Origin of the sequence: Gemmata sp. (assembly GCF_051859125.1) — a bacterium.
In the GTDB taxonomy this organism is placed as follows: Bacteria; Planctomycetota; Planctomycetia; order Gemmatales; family Gemmataceae; genus Gemmata.
Map to the genome: position 1 here is coordinate 1 of NZ_JBHYGG010000190.1, position 24552 is coordinate 24552.

General features: G+C 68.8%; 19 protein-coding genes and 1 tRNA gene. 6 read left to right on the plus strand and 14 right to left on the minus strand.

Annotation, left to right across the window (positions count from 1 at the left end):
• Window positions 1-62: 62 nt before the first annotated feature.
• From ACTIGN_RS16490 to ACTIGN_RS16525, 8 genes are all read right to left on the minus strand, one after another.
• Window positions 63-2216 carry an alpha/beta hydrolase family protein gene (locus tag ACTIGN_RS16490; RefSeq protein ID WP_439625746.1) on the minus strand — a complete coding sequence of 718 codons (2154 nt, stop codon included), beginning with the start codon at window positions 2214-2216 and terminating at the stop codon, window positions 63-65.
• A 151-nt stretch (window positions 2217-2367) separates the two neighbouring features.
• Complete coding sequence (locus tag ACTIGN_RS16495) at window positions 2368-3099, minus strand: endonuclease III domain-containing protein (protein WP_439625748.1); 732 nt, start codon at window positions 3097-3099, stop codon at window positions 2368-2370.
• A gap of 104 nt (window positions 3100-3203) precedes the next feature.
• A complete protein-coding gene (gene rbfA, locus ACTIGN_RS16500; RefSeq protein WP_439625750.1) occupies window positions 3204-3701 on the minus strand; it encodes a 30S ribosome-binding factor RbfA in 498 nt (165 codons plus the stop codon).
• Window positions 3702-3799: 98 nt separating this feature from the next.
• Window positions 3800-4093 (minus strand): DUF503 domain-containing protein, encoded by a 294-nt coding sequence (locus tag ACTIGN_RS16505; protein WP_439625752.1) that lies wholly within the window; start codon window positions 4091-4093, stop codon window positions 3800-3802.
• 91 nt (window positions 4094-4184) lie between these two features.
• A complete protein-coding gene (gene infB / locus ACTIGN_RS16510; RefSeq protein WP_439625754.1) occupies window positions 4185-7676 on the minus strand; it encodes a translation initiation factor IF-2 in 3492 nt (1163 codons plus the stop codon).
• A 334-nt stretch (window positions 7677-8010) separates the two neighbouring features.
• Window positions 8011-9468, minus strand: a complete 1458-nt coding sequence (gene nusA, locus ACTIGN_RS16515) for a transcription termination factor NusA (protein WP_439625756.1) — start codon at window positions 9466-9468, stop codon at window positions 8011-8013.
• A 368-nt stretch (window positions 9469-9836) separates the two neighbouring features.
• Entirely contained in the window at window positions 9837-10229 is a 393-nt protein-coding gene (locus ACTIGN_RS16520; protein WP_439625758.1) for a hypothetical protein, read from the minus strand.
• 39 nt (window positions 10230-10268) lie between these two features.
• Window positions 10269-11009 carry a metal-dependent hydrolase gene (locus ACTIGN_RS16525; protein WP_439625760.1) on the minus strand — a complete coding sequence of 247 codons (741 nt, stop codon included), beginning with the start codon at window positions 11007-11009 and terminating at the stop codon, window positions 10269-10271.
• A 493-nt stretch (window positions 11010-11502) separates the two neighbouring features.
• On the opposite strand from ACTIGN_RS16525, the gene ACTIGN_RS16530 reads away from it, so the two are divergent.
• Together ACTIGN_RS16530 and ACTIGN_RS16535 are read left to right on the plus strand one after the other, a co-directional pair.
• Window positions 11503-12801: a BBP7 family outer membrane beta-barrel protein gene (locus tag ACTIGN_RS16530; protein ID WP_439625762.1), complete on the plus strand. Its 1299-nt coding sequence runs from the start codon at window positions 11503-11505 to the stop codon at window positions 12799-12801.
• Window positions 12802-12981: 180 nt separating this feature from the next.
• Window positions 12982-14016: a zinc-binding dehydrogenase gene (locus ACTIGN_RS16535; protein ID WP_439625764.1), complete on the plus strand. Its 1035-nt coding sequence runs from the start codon at window positions 12982-12984 to the stop codon at window positions 14014-14016.
• A 102-nt stretch (window positions 14017-14118) separates the two neighbouring features.
• On the opposite strand, the gene ACTIGN_RS16540 is transcribed toward ACTIGN_RS16535, so the two are convergent.
• Both ACTIGN_RS16540 and ACTIGN_RS16545 read right to left on the minus strand, forming a co-directional pair.
• Window positions 14119-14829, minus strand: a complete 711-nt coding sequence (locus tag ACTIGN_RS16540) for a hypothetical protein (RefSeq protein WP_439625766.1) — start codon at window positions 14827-14829, stop codon at window positions 14119-14121.
• A 250-nt stretch (window positions 14830-15079) separates the two neighbouring features.
• Complete coding sequence (locus ACTIGN_RS16545; RefSeq protein ID WP_439625768.1) at window positions 15080-15943, minus strand: TIGR03009 domain-containing protein; 864 nt, start codon at window positions 15941-15943, stop codon at window positions 15080-15082.
• Between the two features lie 242 nt (window positions 15944-16185).
• Between ACTIGN_RS16545 and ACTIGN_RS16550 the strand changes: the two genes are divergently transcribed.
• Both ACTIGN_RS16550 and ACTIGN_RS16555 read left to right on the plus strand, forming a co-directional pair.
• Window positions 16186-18225 (plus strand): S9 family peptidase, encoded by a 2040-nt coding sequence (locus ACTIGN_RS16550; RefSeq protein ID WP_439625770.1) that lies wholly within the window; start codon window positions 16186-16188, stop codon window positions 18223-18225.
• Window positions 18226-18436: 211 nt separating this feature from the next.
• The gene (locus ACTIGN_RS16555; protein ID WP_439625772.1) at window positions 18437-19309 is read left to right on the plus strand and encodes a CAP domain-containing protein; all 873 of its coding nucleotides are present in this window, start codon (window positions 18437-18439) and stop codon (window positions 19307-19309) included.
• A gap of 166 nt (window positions 19310-19475) precedes the next feature.
• Here the strand turns inward: ACTIGN_RS16555 and ACTIGN_RS16560 are convergent, their stop codons facing one another.
• Window positions 19476-19934 (minus strand): NUDIX domain-containing protein, encoded by a 459-nt coding sequence (locus tag ACTIGN_RS16560; RefSeq protein WP_439625774.1) that lies wholly within the window; start codon window positions 19932-19934, stop codon window positions 19476-19478.
• A 236-nt stretch (window positions 19935-20170) separates the two neighbouring features.
• On the opposite strand from ACTIGN_RS16560, the gene ACTIGN_RS16565 reads away from it, so the two are divergent.
• Window positions 20171-20941 (plus strand): hypothetical protein, encoded by a 771-nt coding sequence (locus ACTIGN_RS16565; RefSeq protein WP_439625776.1) that lies wholly within the window; start codon window positions 20171-20173, stop codon window positions 20939-20941.
• 83 nt (window positions 20942-21024) lie between these two features.
• Here the strand turns inward: ACTIGN_RS16565 and ACTIGN_RS16570 are convergent.
• A tRNA-Ile gene (locus ACTIGN_RS16570) sits at window positions 21025-21096 on the minus strand.
• A gap of 44 nt (window positions 21097-21140) precedes the next feature.
• Between ACTIGN_RS16570 and ACTIGN_RS16575 the strand changes: the two genes are divergently transcribed.
• Window positions 21141-22376: an amidohydrolase family protein gene (locus ACTIGN_RS16575; protein ID WP_439625778.1), complete on the plus strand. Its 1236-nt coding sequence runs from the start codon at window positions 21141-21143 to the stop codon at window positions 22374-22376.
• 143 nt (window positions 22377-22519) lie between these two features.
• Here the strand turns inward: ACTIGN_RS16575 and ACTIGN_RS16580 are convergent, their stop codons facing one another.
• Together ACTIGN_RS16580 and ACTIGN_RS16585 are read right to left on the minus strand one after the other, a co-directional pair.
• Window positions 22520-23605, minus strand: coding sequence for a hypothetical protein (locus ACTIGN_RS16580; protein WP_439625780.1), 1086 nt, complete (start codon window positions 23603-23605; stop codon window positions 22520-22522).
• A 225-nt stretch (window positions 23606-23830) separates the two neighbouring features.
• Entirely contained in the window at window positions 23831-24454 is a 624-nt protein-coding gene (locus ACTIGN_RS16585) for an isochorismatase family protein (protein WP_439625782.1), read from the minus strand.
• Window positions 24455-24552: the final 98 nt, after the last annotated feature.

A 24552-nucleotide genomic window follows, 5' to 3' on the forward strand; every position in this document is an offset into this window, starting at 1 on the left:
GGACCGCCCTCCGTGGCGGCCCGCCCGCCGCGTCGGACTTCGACCGGATTAGCAGCGGTTCCTCACTTGAGGAGCCACTCAATAACCTTGGCGTCGTCGAGCTTGTCGGCGCTGCGGGTCAGTTTACCGGCGGCCCCGGCGGCCTCGTAGGCGGCGCGCGACACGTTCCCGCTGCCGGTCGCCTTGTGGTTGTGGACGAGCAGCTCGCCCGGCGCGCACAACCCGAGGAACGCGCCCATCCCGCCGTACTTCAGCGCGCCGGGGAGCATCATCGGGTCGTTCGCGTCCTCGACCTTCTCGAAGTTGAAGCCGTTCAGGTCCGCGGCGGTCTTCTTCACCGCACCGCCCGCGAGCGCCTTCGCGAGGATCGCGACCGGCCCCATCTCGCCCCACCCGACGAGCCGCTTGTTCACAAACGTGTCCCCAGAGGCGATCACGTTGAGCACATCGTGAACGCGGTTCGCCAAGAGCGAGCGGTTGTAGCCGAAGGTAAACCCCGCGTACGTCGGATCAGCCACGGGTGCTTTCGGAAATGCGTTCTCACCCGTGCCGAGCAGGTCGGGTGCGACCACCAGATACCCCGCAGCCGTGAGTGCCTTTACCGCAGGGGCGACCTTCCCGCTCTCAATCAAACTTGCCTTCCCTTTGAGATGAAGCCAAATCACCAAGCGGCTGAGGCCTTCCTTTGGATCACCGTGTGCTACAAGACCGCAGCACGGTACTGCATCCTTGGAACCTTTGCGTCCCAGGATCAAACGCACGGCACGGTGGCCGTCGATGTCTGCGAAGTGTTTCCCACCCGGTGGTAGCCGCTCTGTGAAGTCCGACGACTTCGGCACCTCGCTCCCCACCATGACCCGCAGCGCCGTGCCGACGACCCGCCGGAACTCCTTCAGGCCTGCGGCGTCCTTCGGCGTCAGCTTCGCGATCTGCTCGTCGGACGCCTTCGTCATCGCATCGCGGAGCTTGGCAGCGTTCAGTTCGTCCTTCGGCCGCGGGTGCTCGGCGTCGTAGACCGATAGCTCCGCGACCGGCACGGGCTTGAACGCGGCCTCCTTCACTTCTTCCGTCTTGCCCTGGAGGTGCTTCAGGAACCAGCCGTACATCATCTCGCGGGCGTGGACGTTGTACTGGTGCCCGTACTCCAGCCACGCCTTCGCGAGCACCTTCTCCTTCGCGCCGTACAGCGCGTACAACTCCTGCAACTGCGGATAGCCCTTCGTCATCAGCTCCTTGGTCCAGTCGTTGGCGGCGCTCATCGCGAGCGGCTTCGGGGCGAACAGCGCGGCGATCTCGATGTTCCCCGTGCCGACCCGCAACAGCGAGCAGTTCTCGCACACGCACCCGCCCTGCATCCCGGTGCTCACCATCACCGCCGGGAACGCGGCGCTGATGCGGTCGTCGATCGCCGACAGGATGAACGTCTGCGTGCCGCCGCCGCTCGCGCCCGTCATGCCGATGCGCTTCGCGTCCACGTCGGGCAGTGAGGTGAGGAAGTCGAGCGCCCGGATGCTGTTCCAGGTCTGGAGGCCCATCTGGCTCTGCAACCGCAACTCGGCGGCGGCGTCCTTGAACCCTTCGCGGTGGACGATCGCGGTGCTGTCGGCGTACCCGACCATGTCGTACTGGAAGACGACGAACCCGAGCTTCGCGAGCGTGGCCGGGAGCGCCTGCATGAAGAACCGGCCGCGGTCGAGGTCCGGCTCGCCCTTCGCATCGACGCTCGCCTGCGCCGCCTTCTCGCCCGCGTCGTGGAACCGCCCGTCCTTCCAGTGCCCGTGCGCGAACAGCACGCCGGGGAGCTTCGCCACCTCCCCGACCTTACGGTCGGGGCTCGCCTTCGGCCGGTACAGGTTCCCCGAGACGTAGTGCCCTGTCATCGACGCGAAGTACACCTTCTCGATGGTGTACCCGTCGCGCTCGATTCGCCCGTGAACGACCGCGTTCAGCGGCGTCTTTTCGGGCATCGGCCACAGGCCGTTGGCGACGAGGAGTTGCTCACGGAGCTTCGTGCGCCGCGCCTCCCACGCTTCCTTCGTTTGCGGCGGCGAGAACGGGATGTAGTCGTTGAACGTTCGCGGCGCGCCGAGGCGGGCGTCGGTCGGCTTGAGGTCGCCGGTGAACACGTTGGTGGGGTCGGCGTCGTCGGCCGCGAGCGCCCAGGGCGTTCCGACGGCGGCGGCCGACCATGCGAGCATTTCACGGCGGGACAGCATGACGTGACTCCGAGCGGGGCGGAGCAGACAGATTAGCCGCAAGAACGCACAGAAGTCACAAAAAAGAAGGCGAAGAAGCCAATTCACTCTTGGCCTCGCGTCCTTCCTGTTTGTGACTTCTGTGCGTTCTTGCGGCCAACTCCGGCCGGCGCTAGCGCGACTTCTTCGGCTTCGCGTCGCCGGCCCGCTTGGCGAGGTTCTCGATCCCGTAGGGACAGTCGCGGTTCAGCGGGCACGCGGGGCAGTCCGGGTCCTTCTCGGTGCAGAGCTCCTTGGCGTGGACGCTCATCACGTCGGTGAACTCGGGGCCGCGGGCCTTCGGGATGACGTGCTCGATGCTCGCCCGCACCGCCTCCAGGCTCTCGGGCTCGCCCTCTTCGACCACGCCGAGCCGCCGCAGCACGCGGAGGGTCGGCTCGTCGAGCGGGATCGCGTGGCCGCCGAGCGACCGCTGCACGACCCACGCGACGGCGTAGTCGGTCACGCCCTCTTTGTAGAACCGGAGCTTGCGGGCAGTGTCCTTGAGCCCCTTCTTGTCGAGCTCGCTCAGGTCGAACGAGTACTTGTCCTCGAACACCTCCTGGAGCAGCCCGATGATTCGCTTGGACCGGCCCCCGGCCCCGGGCAGCGGGCGGAGCACCTCGCCGACCTCCTGCACGGTGCTGACGCGGACCTCGTTCCAGTCGATGAACGCCTTGCGGAGCCGGGCGTACCCGGCGTCGGCGTCGGCCGCGGTGCTGCCCTCGCGGCACGCGGCGTAGATGAGCTCCTCCAGCAGCGGCCGGGGCTCGTCGGCGGCCTCCACCACGGCGAGGGGGAACCGCTTCTTCAGGGCCGCCTGGCACTGGGTCAACAGTTGCTGCTTGTTCGTGATGGCCGGCATGCGGGGCCGCTCCCTTATTAAATCCGAAATTCGAAGCACGAAACTCGAACCGAAGGCCGAAGACAGTTCCTTCGAATTTCGTGCTTCGAATTTCGGATTTCGCGTCAGTCCGGGCGGTTCGCCGATCCGTCGGCGGGTCCGGGCTGCTCGGCGTGGTCGTCGGTCTCGTCGGTCTCGGTGTCGTCGCCCTCGTCGTCGATGGCGTCCTGGGCGTCTTCACCGGCGGGGGTGGTGCCGTTGGCGGCGTGGTCCGCGGCGATCCGGTCGCTCTCCTCGCGGATCATCCGCGAGATCTCGACGCTCCGCTTGACCCCCTCGTCGATCACGAACGTGATGTGCGGGACGTACCGGCTGGTGAGTTGGCTGGCGAGCCGGGTCTGGACGAACCCGGCGGCGCTCTTGAGCCCGTGCATCGTCAGATTCTGCTCCTTCTCGGAGCCCATGACGGACACGAACACCTTGGCGTGCTGAAGGTCGCCGGACACCTCGGCCCGGGTGACGGTGACGTTCTTGACGCGGGGGTCCTTGATCTCGAACAGGATGGCGTTGGCCGCCGTCTCGCGGATCACTTCCGACACCCGGGCTATGCGGTGCGATTTCATTTCGTTGTGTTCGATTCCGGGCGAGCCGGGAGTGTCAGCGACCGGAACGATTGTGGGCGAGGGGCTCCCGGGCGCTGACGCTCCCGGCCCGCGCCGATTCACACCACCTCGCGGCCGACGGCGGAGTCGCCGCCGAGGTACTCGGCGACGGGGTGCTTGCGGAGGGCCTCGGTGATCTCCGCGAGCACGTGCTGCACGGCGGCGACCTCGGACCCGGCCGCCGCGAACCCGAGCGTGGCGACCTTCACGTCGTCGAGCGAGTCGACCTCGGCGGCCGACACGTTGTACTCCACCCGCAGGCGGGCGAGGATGCTGCGCACGACCTGGCGCTTGTCCTTCAGCGTCCGGGACTCGCGGACCAGCAACCGCACGGTGAGGGAGCCGATTACCATAAGTGGTCAGTGGGGAGTGGACAGTGGGCAGTGGAACAGAGACGTCGGTTCGTCTTTAACTGCCCACCGCCCACTGCCCGCAGCCCACTTGTCAGAGGGTCCGCGCCCGGATCTCGATCTTGAACGCCTCGATCACGTCGTCGACCTTGATGTCGTCGTACCCGGTGATCTTGAGGCCGCACTCGAAGCCCTCGCGGACCTCCTTGGCGTCGTCCTTGAACCGCTTGAGGCTGTCGAGGCCGACGACCTTTTCGGACGGCGGGAACACGACCACGCCCTGGCGGATGATCCGGACCCGGGCCGACCGCTCCAGGGTGCCGCTGGTGACGAAGCACCCGGCGATGGTGCCCACTTTGCCGACCTTGAACGTCTGGCGGACGACCGCCCGGCCGAGGTGGACGACCTCCTCGATCGGCTTGAGCCGCCCCTCCAGGGCGCTCTTCACGTCGTCGGTCAGCTTGTAGATGATGTCGTACTCGCGGAGGCTGATGCCCCGCTCGTCGGCCAGCCGCAGGGCCGCGTCGTCGGCGGTCACGTTGAACCCGATGACGAGCGTGTCCTCGGGGCTGGTCAGGGCCAGCTCGACGTCCGACTCGCTGATGGCCCCGATGCCGGCGTGCAGCACCCGGGTCGTCACCTCCTCGTGCGTGAGCTTCTCCAGCTCCTTGCGGATCGCCTCGACCGAGCCGCGGGCCTCGGCCTTGAGGATCACCTTCAGCTCGGTGATCTTCGCCTTGCTCTTGGCGGCCGACAGCTCGCCCAGGTCCTTCGGGGCCGAGAACCGGTTCAGCGACGCCTCGCGCTCCTTCTGCTCGCGGGCCTCGGCGATCTCCTGGGCCTTGGTCAGCTCGTCGACGACGTAGAACGGGTCGTCGGCGTTCGGGACGCTGTTGAGGCCGGTGATCCGCACCGGGCTGCTCGGCCCGGCCTGCTTGACCGGCCGGCCCATGTCGTTGTACATCGCCCGGACGCGGCCGAAGGTCGAGCCGCACAGCACGATGTCGCCCTTCTTGAGCGTGCCCTGCTGGATGAGGACGGTCGCCGTGACGCCCTCGTCGGACGACATGTACGCCTCCAGGCAGCTCCCGGCCGCCGGGCGGTCCGGGTCGGCGGTGAGTTCCTCGACCTCGGCGACGAGGACGATCGTGTCGAGCAGCTCGGCGATGCCCTGGCCGGTGACGGCGCTGGTCTCGATAAACTGGACGTCGCCGCCCATGTTGTCCGGGAGCAGGTTCTCGCCGTAGAGCTGCCGCTTGGTCCGGTCCAGGTTGGCGTTGGGCATGTCGATCTTGTTGATCGCCACGATGATCTTGACGTCGGCGGCCTTGGCGTGGCTGATCGCCTCCTGCGTCTGGGGCATGACGCCGTCGGTGGCGGCGACCACGATCACCGCGATGTCGGTGACGTTGGCCCCGCGGGCCCGCATCTTGGTGAACGCCTCGTGGCCCGGCGTGTCGAGGAACGTGATGAACCGGTCCTCGGTCACGTCCTGGGTGACGCCGTCGATCTCCTTCTCGACGATGACCTCGCGCTTCACCGACCACGCGCGGATCACCTGCGTGATGCCGCCGGCCTCGGTCGAGACGACGTCGGAGTCGTGCCCGTAGTTCTGGCGGATCTTGTCGAGCAGCGACGTCTTGCCGTGGTCGACGTGGCCCATGATCGTGACGACCGGGGGCCGCGGCCGGAGCTTCTCCGGGTCCACGTTCTCGATCATGTCGCGGTACCGGCGGATCAGCTCGTCTTCCTTGGTCTCCTGCTTCTTGACGACCAGCTCGATGTTCTTCTCGACGGCGATGAGCGCGGCCGTGTCGAACTCGATGGTCGAGTTGTTGCCGTAGAGCTGGCCCGACTCCTTGAGCAGCCGCTTGATGAGTTCGCCGACCTTCATGCCGATCGTTTCGGACAGGCTGCGGACGGTGACCGGCAGGGCGATCTCGATCCGCCCCTCCTTGATGATCGGCGGGGCGACCTTGCCCCGCATGTGCTTGCGGAGGAGCGCGGCCCGCGGCCCGCGGCGGGAGCCCCACTGCTGCTCGATGATGTCGACCTGGCCGCCCGGCCCGAGGACGACGGCCGGCTGGCCGCCGCCGGGGCCGCGCCCGGCCCCCTGCCGCCCGCGGTGCCGCGAGTCGCGGCCGATGACGCCGCCGCCCTTCTTCTTCTTGTCGTCGTCGTCCTCGGCCCCGGTGGCGGGGGGGGACGGGTCTGGGGCCGCCGGCCGTCCGGCGATCCGCGACGCGGACCCCTGGCCCGACTTGCTCTCGGGGCCGCGCGGCGGGCCGCCCGGACCCGCGGGGGCCGGCGCGACCGGCCGCGTGATGTCCGTGAGGGTCATCTTCTGGCCGCGGGCGCTGGCCAGCCGCAGCCGCTCGATCATCTCGGGCGTGAGCTTCAGACTCGGGGCGCTGGGCGCGGCCTTGTTACCGGGGCCGGGCCGGGGCGCGCCGCCGGGGGGCGGGGAGCCACCCGGGGGCCGCTGACCCTGGGGGCCGCCCTGTTGCGGGCCGCCGACGCGCTGGCCGGGGCCTCCGCCGCCACCCTGCTGGGGACCGCCGGGGCCGCCCGGACGGGGGCCGCTGCCGGGCGGGGGCGCGCCGCCGCCGGTCCGCCGGTCGGCGATGAACCGCGGCGGGGCGACCTGCGGGGGCCGCTTGAGAACGTCGGGTCGGCCCGTGTTGCCCGCACCGGTCGGGATCACGTTGGGCATCGGGCCCCGCGGGGCGGGCGGGGTCGGGGCCGGGGGCGTCGCCCGCTGGGGCGAGACCGGAGCAGGACCGGGGCCGGCGGCCACTGCCGGGGTCACCGGCGGCGCGGCCTGCGGAGCCGGGGGCTGCTGTTGCGCGGCGGCCGGGGCCGGCGTGGCGGGCTCGACCACCGGTTCGGGGGCGGCCGGAGCAGCGACAGGGGCGGCCGGTGTCGGCTTGGCCGACTCGGCGACCGGGGCCGCAGGGGTCGGGTCGGCGGGCGGCGCGGCCGGTCGGGCCGGCGGGGTGCTCGTCCGCGGCGCGCTCGTGGTCGACGAGGGCCGGTTGCTCGCGAGGTTCCGCATCCCCCCGCCGCCGAGGTTCGGGATGATGTTCTGGCGCGGCACGGCCGGGGCGTCGGCCCTCGGCTGCTCGACCGGCTCGGGGGCGCGGGCGGCCGGCGCGGCAGCGGGGGCCGCGGACTCGGGCTGCGGGGCCGGGGCGGCGACTTCGGCGACCGTGGTCGGTGCGGGCGCGGCCGGCGGCGTGACGGTAACGAGGGGGGCTTCGGGAGCGGCTTTCAGGGTGGGCTTGGCCTTGGGCAGCGTTTGAATCCGATTGTCCTTTGCGACGGGAGGAATGACCGGCTTTGCGGGCGCAGCGGTCGTGGCGGCGGTCGACGGTGCGGCGGCCTTCGGTCCCTTCTTCACGCGGCCGCGCAGGGCCTCGGCCTGCGCGGCCTCCAAGCCGTTGAGCTGGCTGGTGATCCCCGCGAAGCCGAGTTCCTTGCACAGGTCCACGAGGACCTTACTGTCGACGTTCAGCTCCTTGGCGAGCGCGAACACTCGAACTTTTTTGTCCTTCTCGGGCTTTTCTTTCGTCTGCGGGTTCGACAAGCGAAACTCCTGTGGGGGTGCCCTGAGCAACCCCAGAACCTTCCGGCGGGCCGCGCCGCGGGTGTACGGGATGGACCGATCGCGCCCCGAATGAGTTATATTCTAATCTCGCGGCCCCTTCTGAAAAGGGGACTTGCGAGACTCACCGAGGGTAGGGCACTGGGGGCGACGGGGCGAGAAGCGAACTTCCCGTCACTCCCATTATTACCGGGTCGTCAACCCTGCGGGCCGATGTCCGTCGCGGCACGGGGTTTACCCCGCTGGGCCGCCACAACAAACGCCACGGGGGGCGGACCCCCGTGGCTCGGCTGGCGTCGGGATCGAACGACCAATTTCACTCGGCGGATTTCTCCGATTCGGCGGCGGGCACGTCGGCGGCCTGGTCCCCTTCAGACACGGTGGCCGGCTCCGAGTTCGCGTCGATTTCGGATTCGGCCGCTTCCCCCTCGCCAGCGACCTCGGCCGTCTCGCCCTCGGCGACCCCGGCCGTCTCGCCTTCTTCGGTGGCTTCGCCCTCAACCACTTCTCCCTCGGCCGCCGCCGCGGCGGCCTCGGCTTCCGCGAGGGCCTGCTGCTCGGCGCGGGCCGCTTCCTCGGCCTGCCGCCGCTCGTCCTCGACGCTCCGCTCCATCTCGTCGGCGTACTCTTCCGCGTACATCACGACCTCGTCGGACTGCTCCGGGGTGAGCCCGGAGAACTCCGCGAGCCCCTCGGCGTCGGTCATGGTGATGTCGTTGTACGACAGGAACCCCTGGTCGATGAGGGCGTTGGCGAGTTCGGGGCTCGCGTGCGGGAGCTGCCCGAACCACCGCTCGGCCCGCTCCAGCGCCTCGGCCAGTTCGTCGTGGGTCATGATCTCGATGTCCCAGCCGACGAGCTTGCTCGCGAGCCGGACGTTCTGCCCGCGGCGGCCGATGGCCAGCGAGAGCTGGTCGTCGGTGACGAGCACGATGGCCCGCCCGAGCCGCGAGTAGGTGAACACCTCGCTGATCTGGGCCGGCTGGAGCGCGTTGGGGATGAGCACCTGGAGCGCGTCGTTCCACCGGACGATGTCGATCCGCTCGCCGTTGAGCTCCTCGATCACGTTCTTGATGCGGCTCCCGCGGACCCCGACGCACGCGCCGACGCAGTCGACCTTCAGGTCGATGCTGGTGACGGCGACCTTGGACCGGTACCCGGCCTCGCGGGCGACGGCCCGGATGTCGATGATCCGCTCGTCGATCTCGGGGATCTCCTCCTCGAACAGCGACCGGACGAAGTCCGGGTGGCACCGGCTGAGGACGATCTTGACCCGGTGGCCCTGCTTGCGGACCTCGAGGATGACGGCCTTGACCCGGTCGCCGACGTGCTGGCTCTCGCCCGGGATCTGCTCGCTGCGGGGGAGCAGGGCCTCGCTCTTGCCGAGCGACACGATGGCGGTGCCGGCGTCCACGCGGGTCACGGTGCCGACGACGAGCTGGCCCTTCTTGGCCGAGAACTCGTTGAACACCGTGTCCGACTCGGCCTCGCGGATCTTCTGGATGATCATCTGCTTGGCGGACTGCGCGGCGATCCGGCCGAGGGTCTCGGGGTCGAGTTCGACATCGCCGTGCTTGGCGGTGATGTGGCCGTCGTTCGGGTCGATGCTCACGAACACGCCGGACTCGACGCCGAAGTGCCGCTCGGCGGCCACCTGAATGGCCGACGCGATGCCGTTGAGGATCGTCTCACGGGGGATCTTGCGGTCCTCGTGCAACTTCTCGACGAGCTTGAGGATCTCTTCCCCCGGCCCCTTCTCTTTCTTGATCGTCATGCTGTCTCCGCCGCGGGGTCAGAGGACAGAAGTCAGAGGTCGGGGGCCAGGGACCGGTACGGTCCCTGGGTCTCCGTCTTGTCTTCTGCTGTCTGTCCTCCGTCCTCTGATTGCTTTGCTGCGCTCTGGAATAACGCCGACACCGGCTCGGGCCTCTACCACGCCGCGGAGGCGGGGGCAGTTCGAGGGGGGCCGAAGGAGCGGCCCGCCCGAACCGACACCCGACTCCCCGATGTGGCGGCCTGAGCCGGTGCATCGATGGGTCGTGGTAATTCGTCGTAGGTATTGTGGCGCTGCCCCTTCCGGAAAGCAAGGGGCTGTGCGGCATTTCGTCGTGCGGATTTTCGAGCGTGCCGGGGGGCCGCACGTCACACCATGTCGGTGTCGGCCGCGATGTGGTCGTCGCGCCGCTTACGCTTCGCGGCGCGCCGCGGCTTCACGAAGAACGCGAGTGCCCCCGCCAGCGCCAGCCCGAACGTGGCGGCGATCAACTTCGGGTCCGTGTGGACCGCGAGCGGCGTGACGAACGCGACGAGGAACACGGCGGCCGCGAGCGCGCCCCGGCGGCGCGACACGAGCGCGCACCCGAGGACCCCCAGGACCGCCGCACCGAGGAGCACGGCCGCGGCCAACCGGAGGTCGTCCCCGGTGGGGGGCTCGAGCAGCGCCCGCGTTGCGCCCGGGTCGATCAGCCACGCCGCCCCCAGGGCCCCCGAGCCGACGGCCCCGAGAGCGCCCAGAACCAGTGCCGCACCCCGCATGGTGTCCCCTTCCCGTTGCAGAATGGGCGAGTCACACCTTTATAGGTTGGCGGCGTGTCGCCCGGCGGGGAACGGGGGCGGAGTTTCGCGCTCCGACATCATGCGGCGGTTGCGGCGGCGCTCGACCGGCGGCGGGTCGTCGTCGGGGGGCCGCTGGTAGTCCTTGTACGCGAGGTACCCGAGGCCTCCGAGCATGGCGTAGCAGCTCGCCGTGGCGATCAGCGACGACGAACTGAACTTCACCGCGCTGCCGGCCGACGACTTGAGCACGATCTTCACCCCGCGGAGGTCCACGGAGTAGATCTCGTCGAGGACCAGGTGCGACGCGAACCCGACCATGACCCCGCCGGCCATCAGGAGCCGGACGCTGCGGTCCGGCGAGTGGTAGCACAGGTACACCACGAGCCCGGCGATGAACAGCGCCGGGATGCTGTGGTACATGCCCCTGTGGACGCTCAGCTTCATGAACAGCCGCGACACGAAGTACCGCACGAAGATGTACCCGAACAGCATGCACGCGAGGATCGCCTCGCGGGTCATCCCGGCGTGGACGAGCCGCGGGAGCAGGATCAGCGGGAGCACGGTGGCGGCCAGCCCGAACATCTCGCGGACCGGGATGCCGGAGTCGCTGTCGAGGTCCGGGAGCATCCCGCCGATGCCGGTGAGCCCGGCGGCCAGGATCGCGGCGTCGGTGTCGAACCCGAGCGGCTGCACGGCGACGCCGCCGTAGATCACGCCGCAGGCGCTGGACACGGTAATGTGCGTGCGGAATCCGGCCACGGGTCACCGGGGTTGGGGTCGGGGGCGCTTCGGCGGCAATGGTGCGCAAAGGTGCGGGTGCGGTGCAAGCCCAACCGTCCCCGGGCGGCCTCGGACGGAAGCCAGGTGGGGAAAGAATCGGGCACGGGCACGGGCACGGGCTGGGGCACGGGCACGGAGAAGAGCGGAAAGCACCGGGTGCCCGGCGAGCCGGGAGCGTCAGTGACCGGAGGTGCGCGCTCCACAAGAACTCCGGTCGCTGACGCTCCCGGCTCGCCACGATCCCTGGCACGTTCGATTCCGCCGAACCAGGGCCGTCCTCAAACAAACGCAACACCCCGCCTCGGCTTCAGATCCATGCCCGCTTGCGGGCCCGTGCCCGATTGTCTTCCCCGTCTCCTCCCCGCCCCCCGGATTCACGCGGTCGCCCTGATCGCCCCGGTCCGGTTAATCCGGTCGCACCGGGGCTGCCGATAAGAGTGCGCGAGGGTCCGCTGTCCCACGAGAGCCGTCGATGGATTGGTTCAAGACGCTGCTCGTTGCGGGTGCCGCTCTATGGGGAACGGTCGGCACCGGTCGCGCCCAGGCACCGCCCGACGACGACCGGTTCCGCGGGGCCGTGTTCGCCGCGCCCCGGGGCGACACGCGGTTCCTCCCGGCCGCGGGGCAGGGGCCGCTCCCCGGCGAGGAGGCGGTCCGCCGCGCCGACTTCACCCAGCCCCCAGTGCCCGCCCAGCCGACCGACATCTTCGACGCGGGGGACGCGGCGCAGGGCCGGGAGTTCGTGTTCGGTCCCGAGGCGTGCCCGTGCCCGGACCCGCGGGCGACCCGCGTGTGGTTCGGGGCCGAGGTGCTGCTCGGCACCACCCGCTCGGTGAACATCGCCCCGGTGGTGACGACCGGGCCGGCGGCGGCGGGGTTGCTCAACGCCGCCGCGATCGGCCAGCCGGGGACGGTGCCGCTGTTCGGCGGCCGGCGGATGCTCGGCGACTGGCGCGGCGGCCTGCGGGCCGAGGGCGGGCTATGGTTCGACCGCGCCCACGACGCCGGTGCGGTCGCCCGATTCTACTCGCTGTACTCGACCAGCGATCAACTCACCGGTGCGGGGAACGGGCTCAACGTCGTGAACGTGCCGCAGTTCGTGGCGCTCGGCGGGACGGTGGTGCAGGTACCGGCCTACGTCGGGTTCCCGGGCCTCACGACCGGGACCGTTTCGGCCACCACCCAGACGATGTTCGCGGGCGGCGACCTGAACGTGCGGCTCCAGACGCGGCAGGGCCGGGCGTGGCGGGTCGACGCGCTGCTCGGCTACCGCCAACTCTACCTCCGCGACGAACTCGGGTACGGCTTCACGGCGACGGGCGGGGTGCCGCCGCTCGCGGGACTGGTGACCGGCGGGCAGAGCGCCCGCACGCGGAACGAGTTCTACGGCGGGAACCTCGGGGTGCTCGCCACGGCCGGCGGGCAGCGGTGGCTCGTCGAGGGGCTCGCCGCGGTTGCGCTGGGGGTGAACGCGAGCGCCCTCGACTTCGACCGCAGCGTCGTTGTCGCGGCGACCGGCGTGCCCGCGGTTCCGCTCGTCGCGACGAGCACCCGCGACCCGATGACGTACTTCGGGACCGTGGCCGAGGGCGGCGTGCGGATCGGCTACCGGGTCACCGAACACGCGCGGCTCACGGTCGGGTACACGGCGCTGTACTGGAACAACGTGCGCCGGGCGCAGGACCAGGTGACGCTGAGCCCCGCACTGACCGGCGCGACCACGCACTTCTTCGCGCACATGCTCAGTTGCGGGGCCGAGCTGCGGTACTGAAGAAGGGGCCGCGAGCCACCGGGTTCGTGGCGAACCCTGAGCCCAAGCGAGTGGTGAGGGCACCCCCTCGCTTGCGCTCAGGGTTCGCCCAACCACATCCCCATCCGTGGCTACTCTTCACCTCCCCCGCATCTACAATTCGCTCATCGCGCCCCCCGACGACTCCCCGCCGAGGTCACAATGGTCCGCGCACGTCAGGCCGTCATCACCGAGCCGTACAAGACCACCGTCCGCGAGGTCGAACTCGCCGACCCGGCCCCGAACCAGATCCTCATCGCCGCCGAGTACTCGGCGATCAGCGCCGGCACCGAACTGGCCGTGTACACCGGCACCCACCAGTGGCTCAAGGACCCGAACCTGCCGGACTGGAAGTTCCCGTTCCGCTCCGGGTACTCCGCCGCGGGCCGGGTGCTGAAGGTCGGCAAGGAGTTCCCCGGCGGGTTCCAGGAGGGCGACCGCGTCAGCTACCCCGGGAACCACGCCTCGGCCGAGCTACTCACCGTCGGGCACGAGCGCTGCCGCGTGTGGAAGATGCCCGACGCGCTGACGTTCGATAAGGCGGCCGTCGCGTGCATCTCGCGCTACGGCATGGGCGCGTCGGTCCGGGCAGGGCTGACGCTCGGCCGCAGCGGGGCCGTGCTCGGCCTCGGCATCATCGGCCAGTTCTCGCTGCGGTGCATGATGGCGGCGGGGATGTCGCCGGTGGTCGGGATCGACGCTGTAAAAATGCGGCGCGACGCGGCGCTCGCGGCCGGGGCCGACCACGTCATCGACCCGACCGCCGGCGACGTGAAGCAGCAACTTGCCGCGTACCTCAACGCGAAGGGCGCGGAAGTCGTGGCCGACGCGACCGGCGTTCCGGCCGCGATCCCGACGGCGATGAGCCTGGCGTGCGACGCGGGTCAGGTGATCGTGGTCGGGAGCCCGCGGGGGATCGCGAAGGACGTGAACTTCTACGACGACCTGCACCGCCGGTACATCGAGGTGTCGGGCGCGCACGGGAACATGCTGTTCGAGGCGGCGCACACGCGGCTCGCCGGCGCGTGGGACGTCGACAAGGCGCAGACGTGGCTGCTGCGGCAGCTCGCGAACGGGCGGCTGAGCCTCGCCGGGCTGGTGACGCACACCATCACCCCCGAGCAACTCGGCGACGCCTACGAGGGGCTGCTCAAGGACAAGGACAACTACCTGGGCGTGCTGATGAAGTGGGTGTAGTCCTGAGTAAATTCGAAGTACGAAACCCGAAAGGAACCACCGGTATCGGGTGTCTTCCTTTCGGGTTTCGTACTTCGAATTTCGTGCTTCCGCCGGAGGCGGTCAGTCCTTCTTGCGGGGCTGGCCCTGGAGCTTGGTCAGGTCGAACTCCGCGCCCTTCAGTTCCTTCCACGTCGCCTTCTGCTTGTCGTCGAGCAGGTCCTCGAGCTTGCCCACGTACTCCTTCTGGAGCTTCTGGACCTTCTTCGCGTTCTCGTCCCGCTTCTCGAAGTCCACCTTGCCCTTGCCGCCGTTGGCCTCGCCGTAGATCTCCTTCGTGTCCTTCTGGAGGTCACCCATGACCCCCTTGACCGAGTCCTTCTGGGCGGCCGTCAGCTTGAGCGCGTCCACGACCTCGGCGTTAGTGAACGCCCGGACACCCATATCCTGCCGCTGGATCTGCTTGAGCCGCTCGACCTGCTCCTTCTTCAGCACGTCGGCCAGTTGCGTGTAGGCCACCTTGTTGATCTCGGCCGTGGCCGCGTCCATCTTCTCGCGCATCTCGGGCTCGATCTTACCGAACCCGCCGCCCTTGCCGAACTCGACGCCCTTGTCCTTCATGATCTCGAAGGACTTCTTGCGGAACTCGGTGCCCCACTCCTTGAGCTTCGCGACCTGGTCCTCGGACACCTTCAGGTCCTCCTGGACGGCCTTGTTGGTGACGAGGCCCGTCACCCCGCCGCCGCCGCCGCCGCCCGGCCGGAACTGGGCCTGGGCCAGACCGACCATCCCGGCCACGAGCACGCCGGCGACCGCGAAACGTAATCCACGCATGGCAGAAACCCTCGGAACGAAGTGAGCGACCCGTGGCCGCGAGTCAGCGGCCATCTACCAACATCGTTACGTTCGGGCAGTGAAAGGGGGATGAGAAACGCGAAAAGCCCCGCGACTGCGGGGCTCAAAAGGGTAGGCGACTCGCTCCGCGAGTCGCACCCCGGCGATGCGACAATCTTCTGGGAGGCCCGGAGCGCGGTTGGTGTCGCTCGCTGAGCGAGTGACCCACCTTCGGGGACCTGACGCACCGTCACTTCGGCCGCACGAGGCCGTCGTCCTTGCCCGGGAGCTTCGGCTGGCCGATGTTCTTCGGCTGCGGCTGCTGGGCCTTCCCGCCCTCCTGCTGCTTCCACCCGTCGAGCTTCTGCGCCGCGAAGTGCTGCGGCCCGAGGCCCGGAATGTTCGTCTGCGGCTCCTTGAGCTTCCACTGCTCGGTGTCGCCGTTGGGCTTCGACACGTACACCTGCGCCGGCAGGTACGGCCACTTCGTGTTCGGGCCGTACAGCGCCATGCGGAGCTGCGTGAACTCCTGCTTGTCCTTGGGCTGGAGCGGCTTCACGTCGAGGTACACGTAGTTCGCGTCCTCCTTGAACAGCGTGAGGTCGAACCGGGCCTTGGCGGCGTTGGCGTTCATGCCCTTGAGGAAGTCGAGCATGATGTTGTCGGTGCCGTTGCCGTTGGGGTTCCCGCCGGGCGCGGGGGCCGGCAGCTTCCACTCGGTGATCGTCTTGGCGAGCCCGTTGTACTCGAACACCGACTTGCCGTCGCAGATGAACGCCTCGTAGTCGGTGGCCGTCTTGTCGGCGTCGTTGTTGAGCCGCAGCACCGCGAAGTTCGGCTTCATGCACAGTACGACGCCCGAGTACTTCTTGTCCGTCTTGAACACCGCGTCGGTCCGCGTCAGTTCCAGGTTGAACCGGAAGTTGACGAGGTCGCCCATGTTCTTCTGCCACCCGTTCAGGTGGGCGTCGAGCTTGGAGTCGACCGGTGGCGCGGCGGGCGGCGCCGGCGGCTGGACCGGCGCGCCGGGTGGGACCGGGGGCACCGGCTGCTGGGCGGTGACGGCCGAGACGCCGAGGAGGAGGGCGGCGAGAGCGAAGCCACGGGATCGCACGGTGATGGCTCCTGTTCGATGGTGCGGGTCGGGGCCGCCCAGCGAACGGAGCGCGGCCCCACAATTGCGCCCTTATAGCCCGCCCCCGCGAAACGAAAAAGATCAGGAACCCCAGGGTTGACACCCCGGGCTACGGATTGTCGCCCCCTTCGGGGGCTCCAGACCGGGCGCTGTTCTCAGCCCCGGAGGGGCGGTAGTCTGTAGCCCAGGGCGTGAGCCCTGGTTCGTTCCCGGAGGTCCGCATGCGCCGCGCGTCCGCACTGCTTCTGCTCGTCACCCTCGCGGCGGTCGGCCGCGCCGCGCCGCCCGAGCGCACCCACGACATCACGCCCGACGACTACGCCAGCGTGAACACCATCACCGAGATCGCCGTGTCGCCGGACGGCAAGCGGGTCGCATACTGCCTCGCCACCTGGGACAAGAAGGCCGACAACCGCCGCACCGACCTGTGGGTCGTGGACACCGACGGCAAGGGCAAGCCGGTGCAGCTCACCAAGGACCGCGCCAACGAACGGCTCCCGAAGTGGAGCGGCGACGGCAAGTCGGTGTTCGTCCTTGCGAACCGCGGCGACAAGGCGAAGCCGCAGGTGTGGAAGGTGCCGGCCGACAGCGGCGAGCCCGTCGCGGTCACCAAGATCGAGGCGGGCGTCACCGGCTACGACTACGCCCCCAAAGCTGACGCCGTGTTCTACTCGGTCGACGCAACCACCACCGACGAGGACGACTTCGCTGCGCTGCGCAAGAAGTTCGACAAGCCCGAATACGGCTTCGGCAAGCGCACGGTGAGCGAGGTCTTCCGCGTCGAGAAGGACGGCAAGCCCGAGCAGGTAATCGCCGAGAAGCGCTACGTCCGCGAGTTCGCCGTGACGCGGGACGGCAAGCGGATCGCGATGGTGTCCGCGTTCGACGACACGGTGCTGAAGTCCGAGGGCGAGAGCCGCGTGGACGTGTGGGAGGGCGGCAAGGTCGTGACGCCGCCGACGGACGTGTACCGCGCGAAGGCCGCGTCGCCGCACGCCTGGCTCGAACACCTTGCCTGGAACCCCGACGGCACCCGCTTCGCCTTCTGCGCGATCTTCGATGCGTATCCGACGGAGGTCATCGTTGGCGAATGGATTAAGGATGCCTGGGCCGTTCACCAGATGCCACGAAAGGGCGAAATCGAGGTTCGGGGATACGGCAGTCCTCTGGCTTGGGCTCTGGGGCGAGCGAACGACGCGGCCAAAAGCCCGCCCGATGTAATGAGTTTGCTGTCCGACATCAGGGGAAGCACCGGCGTCCTGCTTTATAATCCGGAGGTTCGAGACGGGTTCGGCTACCAGGAAGCGGGAACGGTTTTCTACGCAGTTGATGTTGCCTCGAACTCACAAAGTCCGGTTGTCGTCCGAAGCAATCTCCAACGCTTCCCAGCGTTGGAAGCCGGTTTGGGCAAGAAGCGCATCTCGCTCGTCGATCCCAACCCGCACACGGCGACGTGGAAGTTCCCCACGGTCGAACACGTCACCTGGAAGGCTCTGGACGGTGTCTCGGTCGGCGGGCCGCTCGAACTACCCCACGGCTGGAAGAAGGGCGACAAGCCGCTGCCGCTGGTCGTCGCAATTCACGGCGGGCCGACCACAGCGAGCTACAACGACCTCCGCTTCGACCCGCACAACGGCCGAATGTACTTCGCCGCCAAGGGGTACGCCGTGCTGTGCCCGAACTACCGCGGCAGCACCGGCTACGGCGACAAGTTCGTCACCGACCTCATCGGCAAGGAAAACGACATTGAAGTAAAGGACATAATCGCCGGCATCCAGCACCTCATCAAGGAGGGCATCGCCGACCCGGACCGCATCGCCGTCATGGGCTGGAGCAACGGCGGCTACCTCACGAACTGCCTCATCACGCTGAAGGATTCGCCCGTCAAGATTCGCGCCGCGAGCAGCGGGGCCGGGATCGTGGACACGGTCGCCGAGTGGGGGTTCAACGACGAGCCGGCGTACCCGAAGGTGTTTAAGAAGGGGCTCCCGTGGGAGACGCCCGACATCTACAAGGCCACGTCGCCGACCTACGGCCTCGGCAACGTGAAGACGCCGACGCTGATTCACGTCGGCGGCGGCGATGAGCGCTGCCCACCGGGGCACAGTCGCATGCTGCACCGGGCGCTCAAGGAGTACGTGAAGGTGCCGACGGAACTGATGGTCTACCCCGGCGAACCGCACGGCCTCACCAAGCTCAGCAACCGCGTCGCGAAGATGGAATGGGATCTGGCATGGTTCGAGAAGTACCTTCGCAAGTGAGTGGTAGGCGGAACAACAAACATCGCACGGGGGAGCGGCCGCGCTGACGCGCCCCCCAGTGCAGCCGCGGAGCGGCGACCGAGGGTGGCACTCCGGCGATACTTCGTTGCAGCCGACGGCGCTCGCGTTGCAATTCCCCGTGCGGGCGGGTAATTGCTGACCTACGGTTACGTCACAGGAGCCCCGCAACCGCTCGCCCGGGACCACAAAAGTGATCAGGAAGGCCACACTCGGCGTCGAGGCGCTCGAGGTCCGCGACTGCCCCGCCGCCGTCAACGTCCTCAATGGCACGCTCACCGTGACCGGGACCGAGGGGAACGATACGATCGTCTTGCGGCAGAGCCCGACGAGCATCGTTGTGGACGGCGTCCCGTACCCGCGGGCCGGGGTCACCCGCGTCGTCATCTCCGCCGGGGGGGGCGACGACGTGATCCGCGACGGGTCCGGGTTCGGTGCGTTCATCTACGGCGGCACCGGCGACGACACCATCTACGGCACCGGCGGCGACGACCGGATCTACGGCGGCGCGGGGAACGACCGGATCTACGGCGGCGCGGGGAACGACGTCATCTGGGGCGGCGGCGGCACCGACACCGTGGACGGCGGGGTCGGCACCAACAACGTCAACCAGGGGAGCCCGGTCCGGGCGGTCGCCAACACCCCCATCGAGTCGCAGATCATCCAACTCGTGAACGCCGAGCGCGCGAAGGCCGGCCTCGCGCCGCTCGCCGTGAACCTCGCGCTCAACGCCGCGGCCGCGTTCCACTCGCACGACATGGCCGCGTTCAGCACCATCGTGGGGGGCGTGGCGGCCATGCGGCACACGCTTAACGGCACCGCCCGCCCCGAGGTGTCGAACCGCCTCGACCTCGCCGGGTACGACACCTGGACCCGGTCGTTCTCCTACGGCGAGAACATCGCGTACAACTTCTTCACCGCCCAGGCCGTCATGACCGCCTGGATGAACTCGTCCGGGCACCGGGCGAACATCCTGAACCCGAACTTCACCGAGATCGGCGTCGCAGTCCGGGCCGACGCGCGGGGCGCGTTGTACTTCACCCAGGACTTCGGCGACCAGGAGTGAGAGCGGCGAAGAGATCGATCCACAGATTACGCAGAAGACCCAGATTTCCAGAGAAGCAGAGATTCGAAGTCAGTAGGGCAGCGTTGAATAGAGTCCTCTGTCCTCTGTCATCTGTTTGAAAATCTGCATCTTCTGCGTAATCTGTGGATTAATCTCTTCTCTGACCCTACGCCATGCGGTCCAGCAGGCGCGCCCGGGCGCGGGCCAGGATCATCGCGTGGTCGAACGCGAGTGCGGGCAACTCATCGAGTGGGAACCACCCCACGGCCGAGGCATCGTCGGCCGCAATCGGCTTCAAGTCGCCTGGGTTGACCTGTGCCAGATGCGCAACGGATACCGTCCAGCCGCGGGGATCGCGGCCCGGATCGCCGGCGGTGTACAGTTGTTCCAGATCGGCGACCGTCACCCCCGTCTCCTCGACCAACTCGCGGCGAGCGGCATCGGAGATGCGCTCGTTCTCCTCGACGAAACCGCCTGGTAGTGCCCAACTTCCGGCGAACGGATCTTTCTTACGCTGGATGAGCAGCACCCGCGGCCGGGCCTCGCGGGTCGCGATCACAATATCGACTGTCAAGGCCGGTCGGGGATAATCGTAACTGAACCGCCCGGGGCTCTGAGGCGTCATTTGGGGACTCCGACCGGGTAACGACTTGGGGCAGGGGCTCTGCGGCCCCCTTGGGGAACTTACCTGCGGGGCCGCGGACCGCCAACCGAAGGATTTTGGAAGGGCGCGGTACAATGCCGATGTGGAATCAACCGCCTCGGGTGCCCGTTCCCGTGGCCCGCACATTTGTCACTGTGATGCCAGATTGTGCGTGCGGCCCGGATCGGTGCCCGCGACAGATCGAGGAGAGGTGCTTTGTGCAAGTCAACAAGGTGGTCGTCTGGGAGGCGTTCGACGCGGCCGACCCGATGACGCAAGCGGCCGGGCAGCTCTACGAGCAGACGCTCGCCCCCGAGGAACGCATCCCCTGGTACTGGATCGAGAAGTCGGTCGCGAGCCGAACGAAGTCCAAGCCGGGTAAGGCCGACGGCTGGACCAAGCACCTGCTCCTGGCCGCGCCCGAGGACCGCGCCGACGACCCGACCGGGCTCGCGGGGTACGTCTACGGCGCGCTGATCCCCAACTACGCCGGCTACCTCTGCTACATCGGCGTCGCGAACTGGGCGCGGCGGCTCGGCGTCGGCACGCGGCTGTTCGACCAGTTCTACCGGCAGATGTCGGTGGACGCCGGCGAACTCGGCTCGCAGTTGCCGTTCGTGATCTGGGAGAGCCACCGGCCCGCGCCGGGGGCGCCCGCGGCCGAGTGGGACCTGTGGGCCGCTCGCACCAAGCTGTTCGACCGCGCCGGCGGGATGTGGGTGGAGGGGGTCGACTTCTGGTCGCCGAACTTCGCCAGCGACGACGAGACCGGCGACCCGGTCCCGCTGCAACTGTTCGTCAAGCCGATGGCCGAGTCGGCCGGCGAGTTCGACGCCGACCGGCTGCGGGCCGTGGTCGCTGGCCTGCACCGCGAGGTGTACCACAACGAGCCCGGCAGCGACCTCTACGACCGCACGCTGCCCGCCGGCTGCAACCCGCGGCTCGTGCCGGCGAAGCTCGCGGGACTGCCGGTCAAGGCAACGAAGTAAGCACGAAGTTCGAAGCACGTAATCCAAAAGCGGGCTGTCCGCTTTCGGATTACGTGCTTCGAACTTCGTGCTTCCGGTGACAGTAGGTCGGGCGGGAATCGAACCCGCGGTTGCGCGCATATCAGACGCGTGCCGTACCACTTGGCTACCGACCTGTCTCACACACGGACCGCCCGCACGTCTCGCAGGTTCACCCACCGTGACTGATTCACGCACGCTCACCGCACGCTGGGTCTTCCCGGTCGCGGGGCCGCCGCTGGCTCACGGCACCGTCACGGTCGAGGGCGACCGCATCACCGCCGTCGAGCCGCGGGGCGCGCGCACCGCCGACGAAGACCTTGGCAACGTCGCGATCGTGCCGGGGCTGGTGAACGCGCACACGCACCTCGACCTGAGCGGCGCTCGTGGGCTGATCCCGCCGACCGACCCCGACCACTTCACCGAATGGCTCCGCGGCGTGATCGCCTACCGCCGCACCCGCCCCCCCGAGCAGGTCCAGGCCGACATCCGTGCGGGTCTCGCCGAGTGCCTGCGCTTCGGCACGACGCTGATCGGCGACATCGCGAGCGAGGGGGCGAGTTGGGACGCCGTCGCCGCTGCCCCGACGCGGGCCGTGGTGTTCTGGGAACTGATCGGGCTGAGCGAGGAGCGATTCAGTGCGTCGCTAGATCGGTGGTCAGGTACCTCGGTGTTGGGCTGGTTTACACCGCCACCGGATGTTCGACCCCGACCCGGAACGGACCTCTGCCGCTGGGCGGGAAGTCTTCACTCGCCCTACAGCGTGAACGCTCAGTGTGCGAAGGTACTCCTGTGGGTCAACCCTCGTCTAGCTATTCATGTTGCCGAATCGCGGGCCGAGGCGTTGCTACTCGAAAACCGAGCCGGACCGTTTGTTGAATTTTTAACCGGTCTGGGCGTGTACCAAGAAGGTGCGTTCGCAAGCAGTTGGGAGGATTTCTTGACCCCGGTTCGCGAGCCGCAAAAATCGTCTTCGGTGCTGCTCGTCCACGCGAACTATCTACCCCGCGACTTCCCGTTTCGACAGTCTCACTTCGTCGTGTACTGCCCGCGGACGCACGGCGCGTTCCTGCACCCGCCGCACCCGTACCGCGAGTTCCTGAAGCGCGGCGTGCGCGTGTGCCTCGGTACCGACAGCCTGGCGTCCAACCCGGACCTCGACGTCCTCGCGGAAGCGCGGTTCGTCCACGCGCGGCACCCGGACGTACCTGGCGAGCAGTTGTTGAAGATGATCACGCTGGCGGGGGCCGAAGCGCTCGGCTTCGCGGCCGAGGCGGGCTCGCTGGAAGTGGGGAAGTCGGCCGATCTGGTCGCGGTGCCGCTGCCGGACCGCGACGCGGCCGACCCGCACGAGTTGCTGTTCGCCGACCACCCCGGCGCCCGCCGCACGATGTTCCGCGGCAACTGGCGAGAGTAAGTGTTGGCGAGCGGGGGGCGTCAGCCCCCCGAGTGCGAGGCCAACAACGAGTCTGGCGAACCAGAGACGAGCCCGGCGGTCGTCGGTCCCAGTGGGTCGCGCACTCGGGGGGCTGACGCCCCCCGCTCGCCGGGGCAACGCGCTCAATCCAGCCCGTGGCGGCGCGAGCGGCGCATGTGCTCGGGGACGATGGGCTGCCACAGCGCGCCGCCCATCCACCCGCCGCCGATGCCCAGCAGGATGACGCTCGCAATGATCGCGGCGGCCGTTTCCGGCGTGTTGACCGCCTCCATCGGGACCGACAACTTGTTGAGCCAGAACCGCAGCGGGGGGAACAGGTGGTCGACCCCGCGCTGGGCCGACAGGCCGAAGATCCCCAGCCCGGCGATCACGCCCGCGAAGAGCCCGTGTCGGGTGCCGGCGCCCGTGTCGGCCCCGGCGAGCATGGCCCCGCCCAGGCCGAGGAGCAGCGCGAGCTGCCAGGTGATGAACGGGGCCTCGCGGATCGAGCTGTGGAACAGGCCGCCGGAGTACCGCTGGACGTACATCCGGAGGTCGTCGGCAACGGTGATGCCCACGACCATGACGGTCGCGCCGATCAGCACCCGGGGCCACAACGTCGGCCGCTTCCGCACCGCGTCGGCCACCTCGTTGAGTTGCAGGGAGCTGAGCTTGCCCGCGCCGGGGAGCCCGAGGATGAACTGCGGGGGCGGGGACCACACCATCGCCGCCAGGAGCCCGCCCAGGAGCCCGAGCGCCACCAGGACGGCGGGCTGCAAGTACAGGCTCAGGTTCTTCGGGTCGGCCCCGCCCGCGAGGTCGTACCCCAGGAACAGGAGCCCGCACGCGGCCGCGACGATGCCGCCCGTGGTCGAGCCCTTCGACTGCCCGGCCCCGGCGATCAGCGCCCCAAACACGACCGCCATCCCCTGGAGGCTCTGGTCGGCGATCAGGCCCGTGGACGAGATCCACCACTGGTTCAGGTCGGAGTCGACGGCCCGCACGGCCCCGTTGACGAGCCGGCACAGCGCGAGGTAGCCGCCGATCCCCAGCGCGGTGCCGACCAGCACGCGGCCGGCGAGCGTGGGCCGGACCGGGGCCGCCTCCGCCACCTTCCGGTGCTTCTTGTCGGGCGCGACCTCGTGGGGCATCAACAAAAGGCCGCCGCACCGCGGGCACCGCGACGCGTTCGGGAACGGGGCCTGGCACGCGGGACAGAACAGGAGCATATCGTTTCCCGGGTTCCACCTACGGCGGGCTATGCACATTGTAGAACGGAATTCCCGACCGTGCGAAGCAAGAAGTGGCAGAGATCGGTGGACAGACGCCTTCGGCGGCAGAGGACAGACGCCTTCGGCGACAGAAATCAGAGATCAGACAGACACCTCCGGGTGTACTGCTCTGTCCTCTGTCCTTTGCCGCCGAAGGCGTCTATCGCCGAAGGCGTTTGCCCCCTACTCGTTTGCGGGCGGGGCGGCCCCGAGCGCGTCGGCCACGTCGCGCACGGTCGCGTACCGGATGCCCAGGGCGCACCCCTCCTCGCGGGCCTCCGTCTGGTAGAGCCCGGCGGCGGGCACGTCGATGCCGGCGCTGGCGTCCTCGGCCAGCCACACGTCGAACCCCGCGAGCTTCAGGTCGCGGGCCGCGTAGAAGCAGCAGATGTTCGTTGCGAGCCCGCACACCACCACGTCCGTGATCCCCGACGCCTTCAGAAATGCCGCGAACCCGGGGTGCTGCGCCGTGACGGCGTACGCCTCGAAGTCCGGGTCGTACCCCTTGCGCCACACGCCCGAGAAGCGCTCGGTGCGGAGCCCCGGGAGGAACTCGGCCCCGGGCGTGCCCATCACGCAGTGCGGCGGGTAGATGTTGTCGCGGCGGCCGAGGAACGAGCAGTGGTCGGCCGGGTGCCAGTCCTGCGTCGCGTCGATCCGGGCGAAGGGCAGGGCGAGCAGCGCGTTGAGGTGCCCGACGATCGCGAGCCCGCCCGGGACCGGCAGCTCCATCGGGCAGATCTCGGTGAACCCCTGCTGAACGTCGACGACGAGCAGGGCCGTGGTGCGGGGGTCGAGTGTCGCCATGCGAAATGTTCTATCGGGCGGGTGGGGGGTTGCGCCAAAAGCACGGCGAGCCGGGAGCGTGAGCGCCCGGCGGTTGGCACGGGACCAAGACCTCCGGT

Excerpts from the sequence above, each read along its gene's own strand:
- ACTIGN_RS16490 (WP_439625746.1), bottom strand. The coding sequence starts at position 2,216 with ATGCTGTCCCGCCGTGAAATGCTCGCATGGTCGGCCGCCGCCGTCGGA.
- ACTIGN_RS16495 (WP_439625748.1), bottom strand. The coding sequence starts at position 3,099 with ATGCCGGCCATCACGAACAAGCAGCAACTGTTGACCCAGTGCCAGGCG.
- rbfA (WP_439625750.1), bottom strand. The coding sequence starts at position 3,701 with ATGAAATCGCACCGCATAGCCCGGGTGTCGGAAGTGATCCGCGAGACG.
- ACTIGN_RS16505 (WP_439625752.1), bottom strand. The coding sequence starts at position 4,093 with ATGGTAATCGGCTCCCTCACCGTGCGGTTGCTGGTCCGCGAGTCCCGG.
- nusA (WP_439625756.1), bottom strand. The coding sequence starts at position 9,468 with ATGACGATCAAGAAAGAGAAGGGGCCGGGGGAAGAGATCCTCAAGCTC.
- ACTIGN_RS16520 (WP_439625758.1), bottom strand. The coding sequence starts at position 10,229 with ATGCGGGGTGCGGCACTGGTTCTGGGCGCTCTCGGGGCCGTCGGCTCG.
- ACTIGN_RS16530 (WP_439625762.1), top strand. The coding sequence starts at position 11,503 with ATGGATTGGTTCAAGACGCTGCTCGTTGCGGGTGCCGCTCTATGGGGA.
- ACTIGN_RS16535 (WP_439625764.1), top strand. The coding sequence starts at position 12,982 with ATGGTCCGCGCACGTCAGGCCGTCATCACCGAGCCGTACAAGACCACC.
- ACTIGN_RS16540 (WP_439625766.1), bottom strand. The coding sequence starts at position 14,829 with ATGCGTGGATTACGTTTCGCGGTCGCCGGCGTGCTCGTGGCCGGGATG.
- ACTIGN_RS16550 (WP_439625770.1), top strand. The coding sequence starts at position 16,186 with ATGCGCCGCGCGTCCGCACTGCTTCTGCTCGTCACCCTCGCGGCGGTC.
- ACTIGN_RS16560 (WP_439625774.1), bottom strand. The coding sequence starts at position 19,934 with ATGACGCCTCAGAGCCCCGGGCGGTTCAGTTACGATTATCCCCGACCG.
- ACTIGN_RS16580 (WP_439625780.1), bottom strand. The coding sequence starts at position 23,605 with ATGCTCCTGTTCTGTCCCGCGTGCCAGGCCCCGTTCCCGAACGCGTCG.
- ACTIGN_RS16585 (WP_439625782.1), bottom strand. The coding sequence starts at position 24,454 with ATGGCGACACTCGACCCCCGCACCACGGCCCTGCTCGTCGTCGACGTT.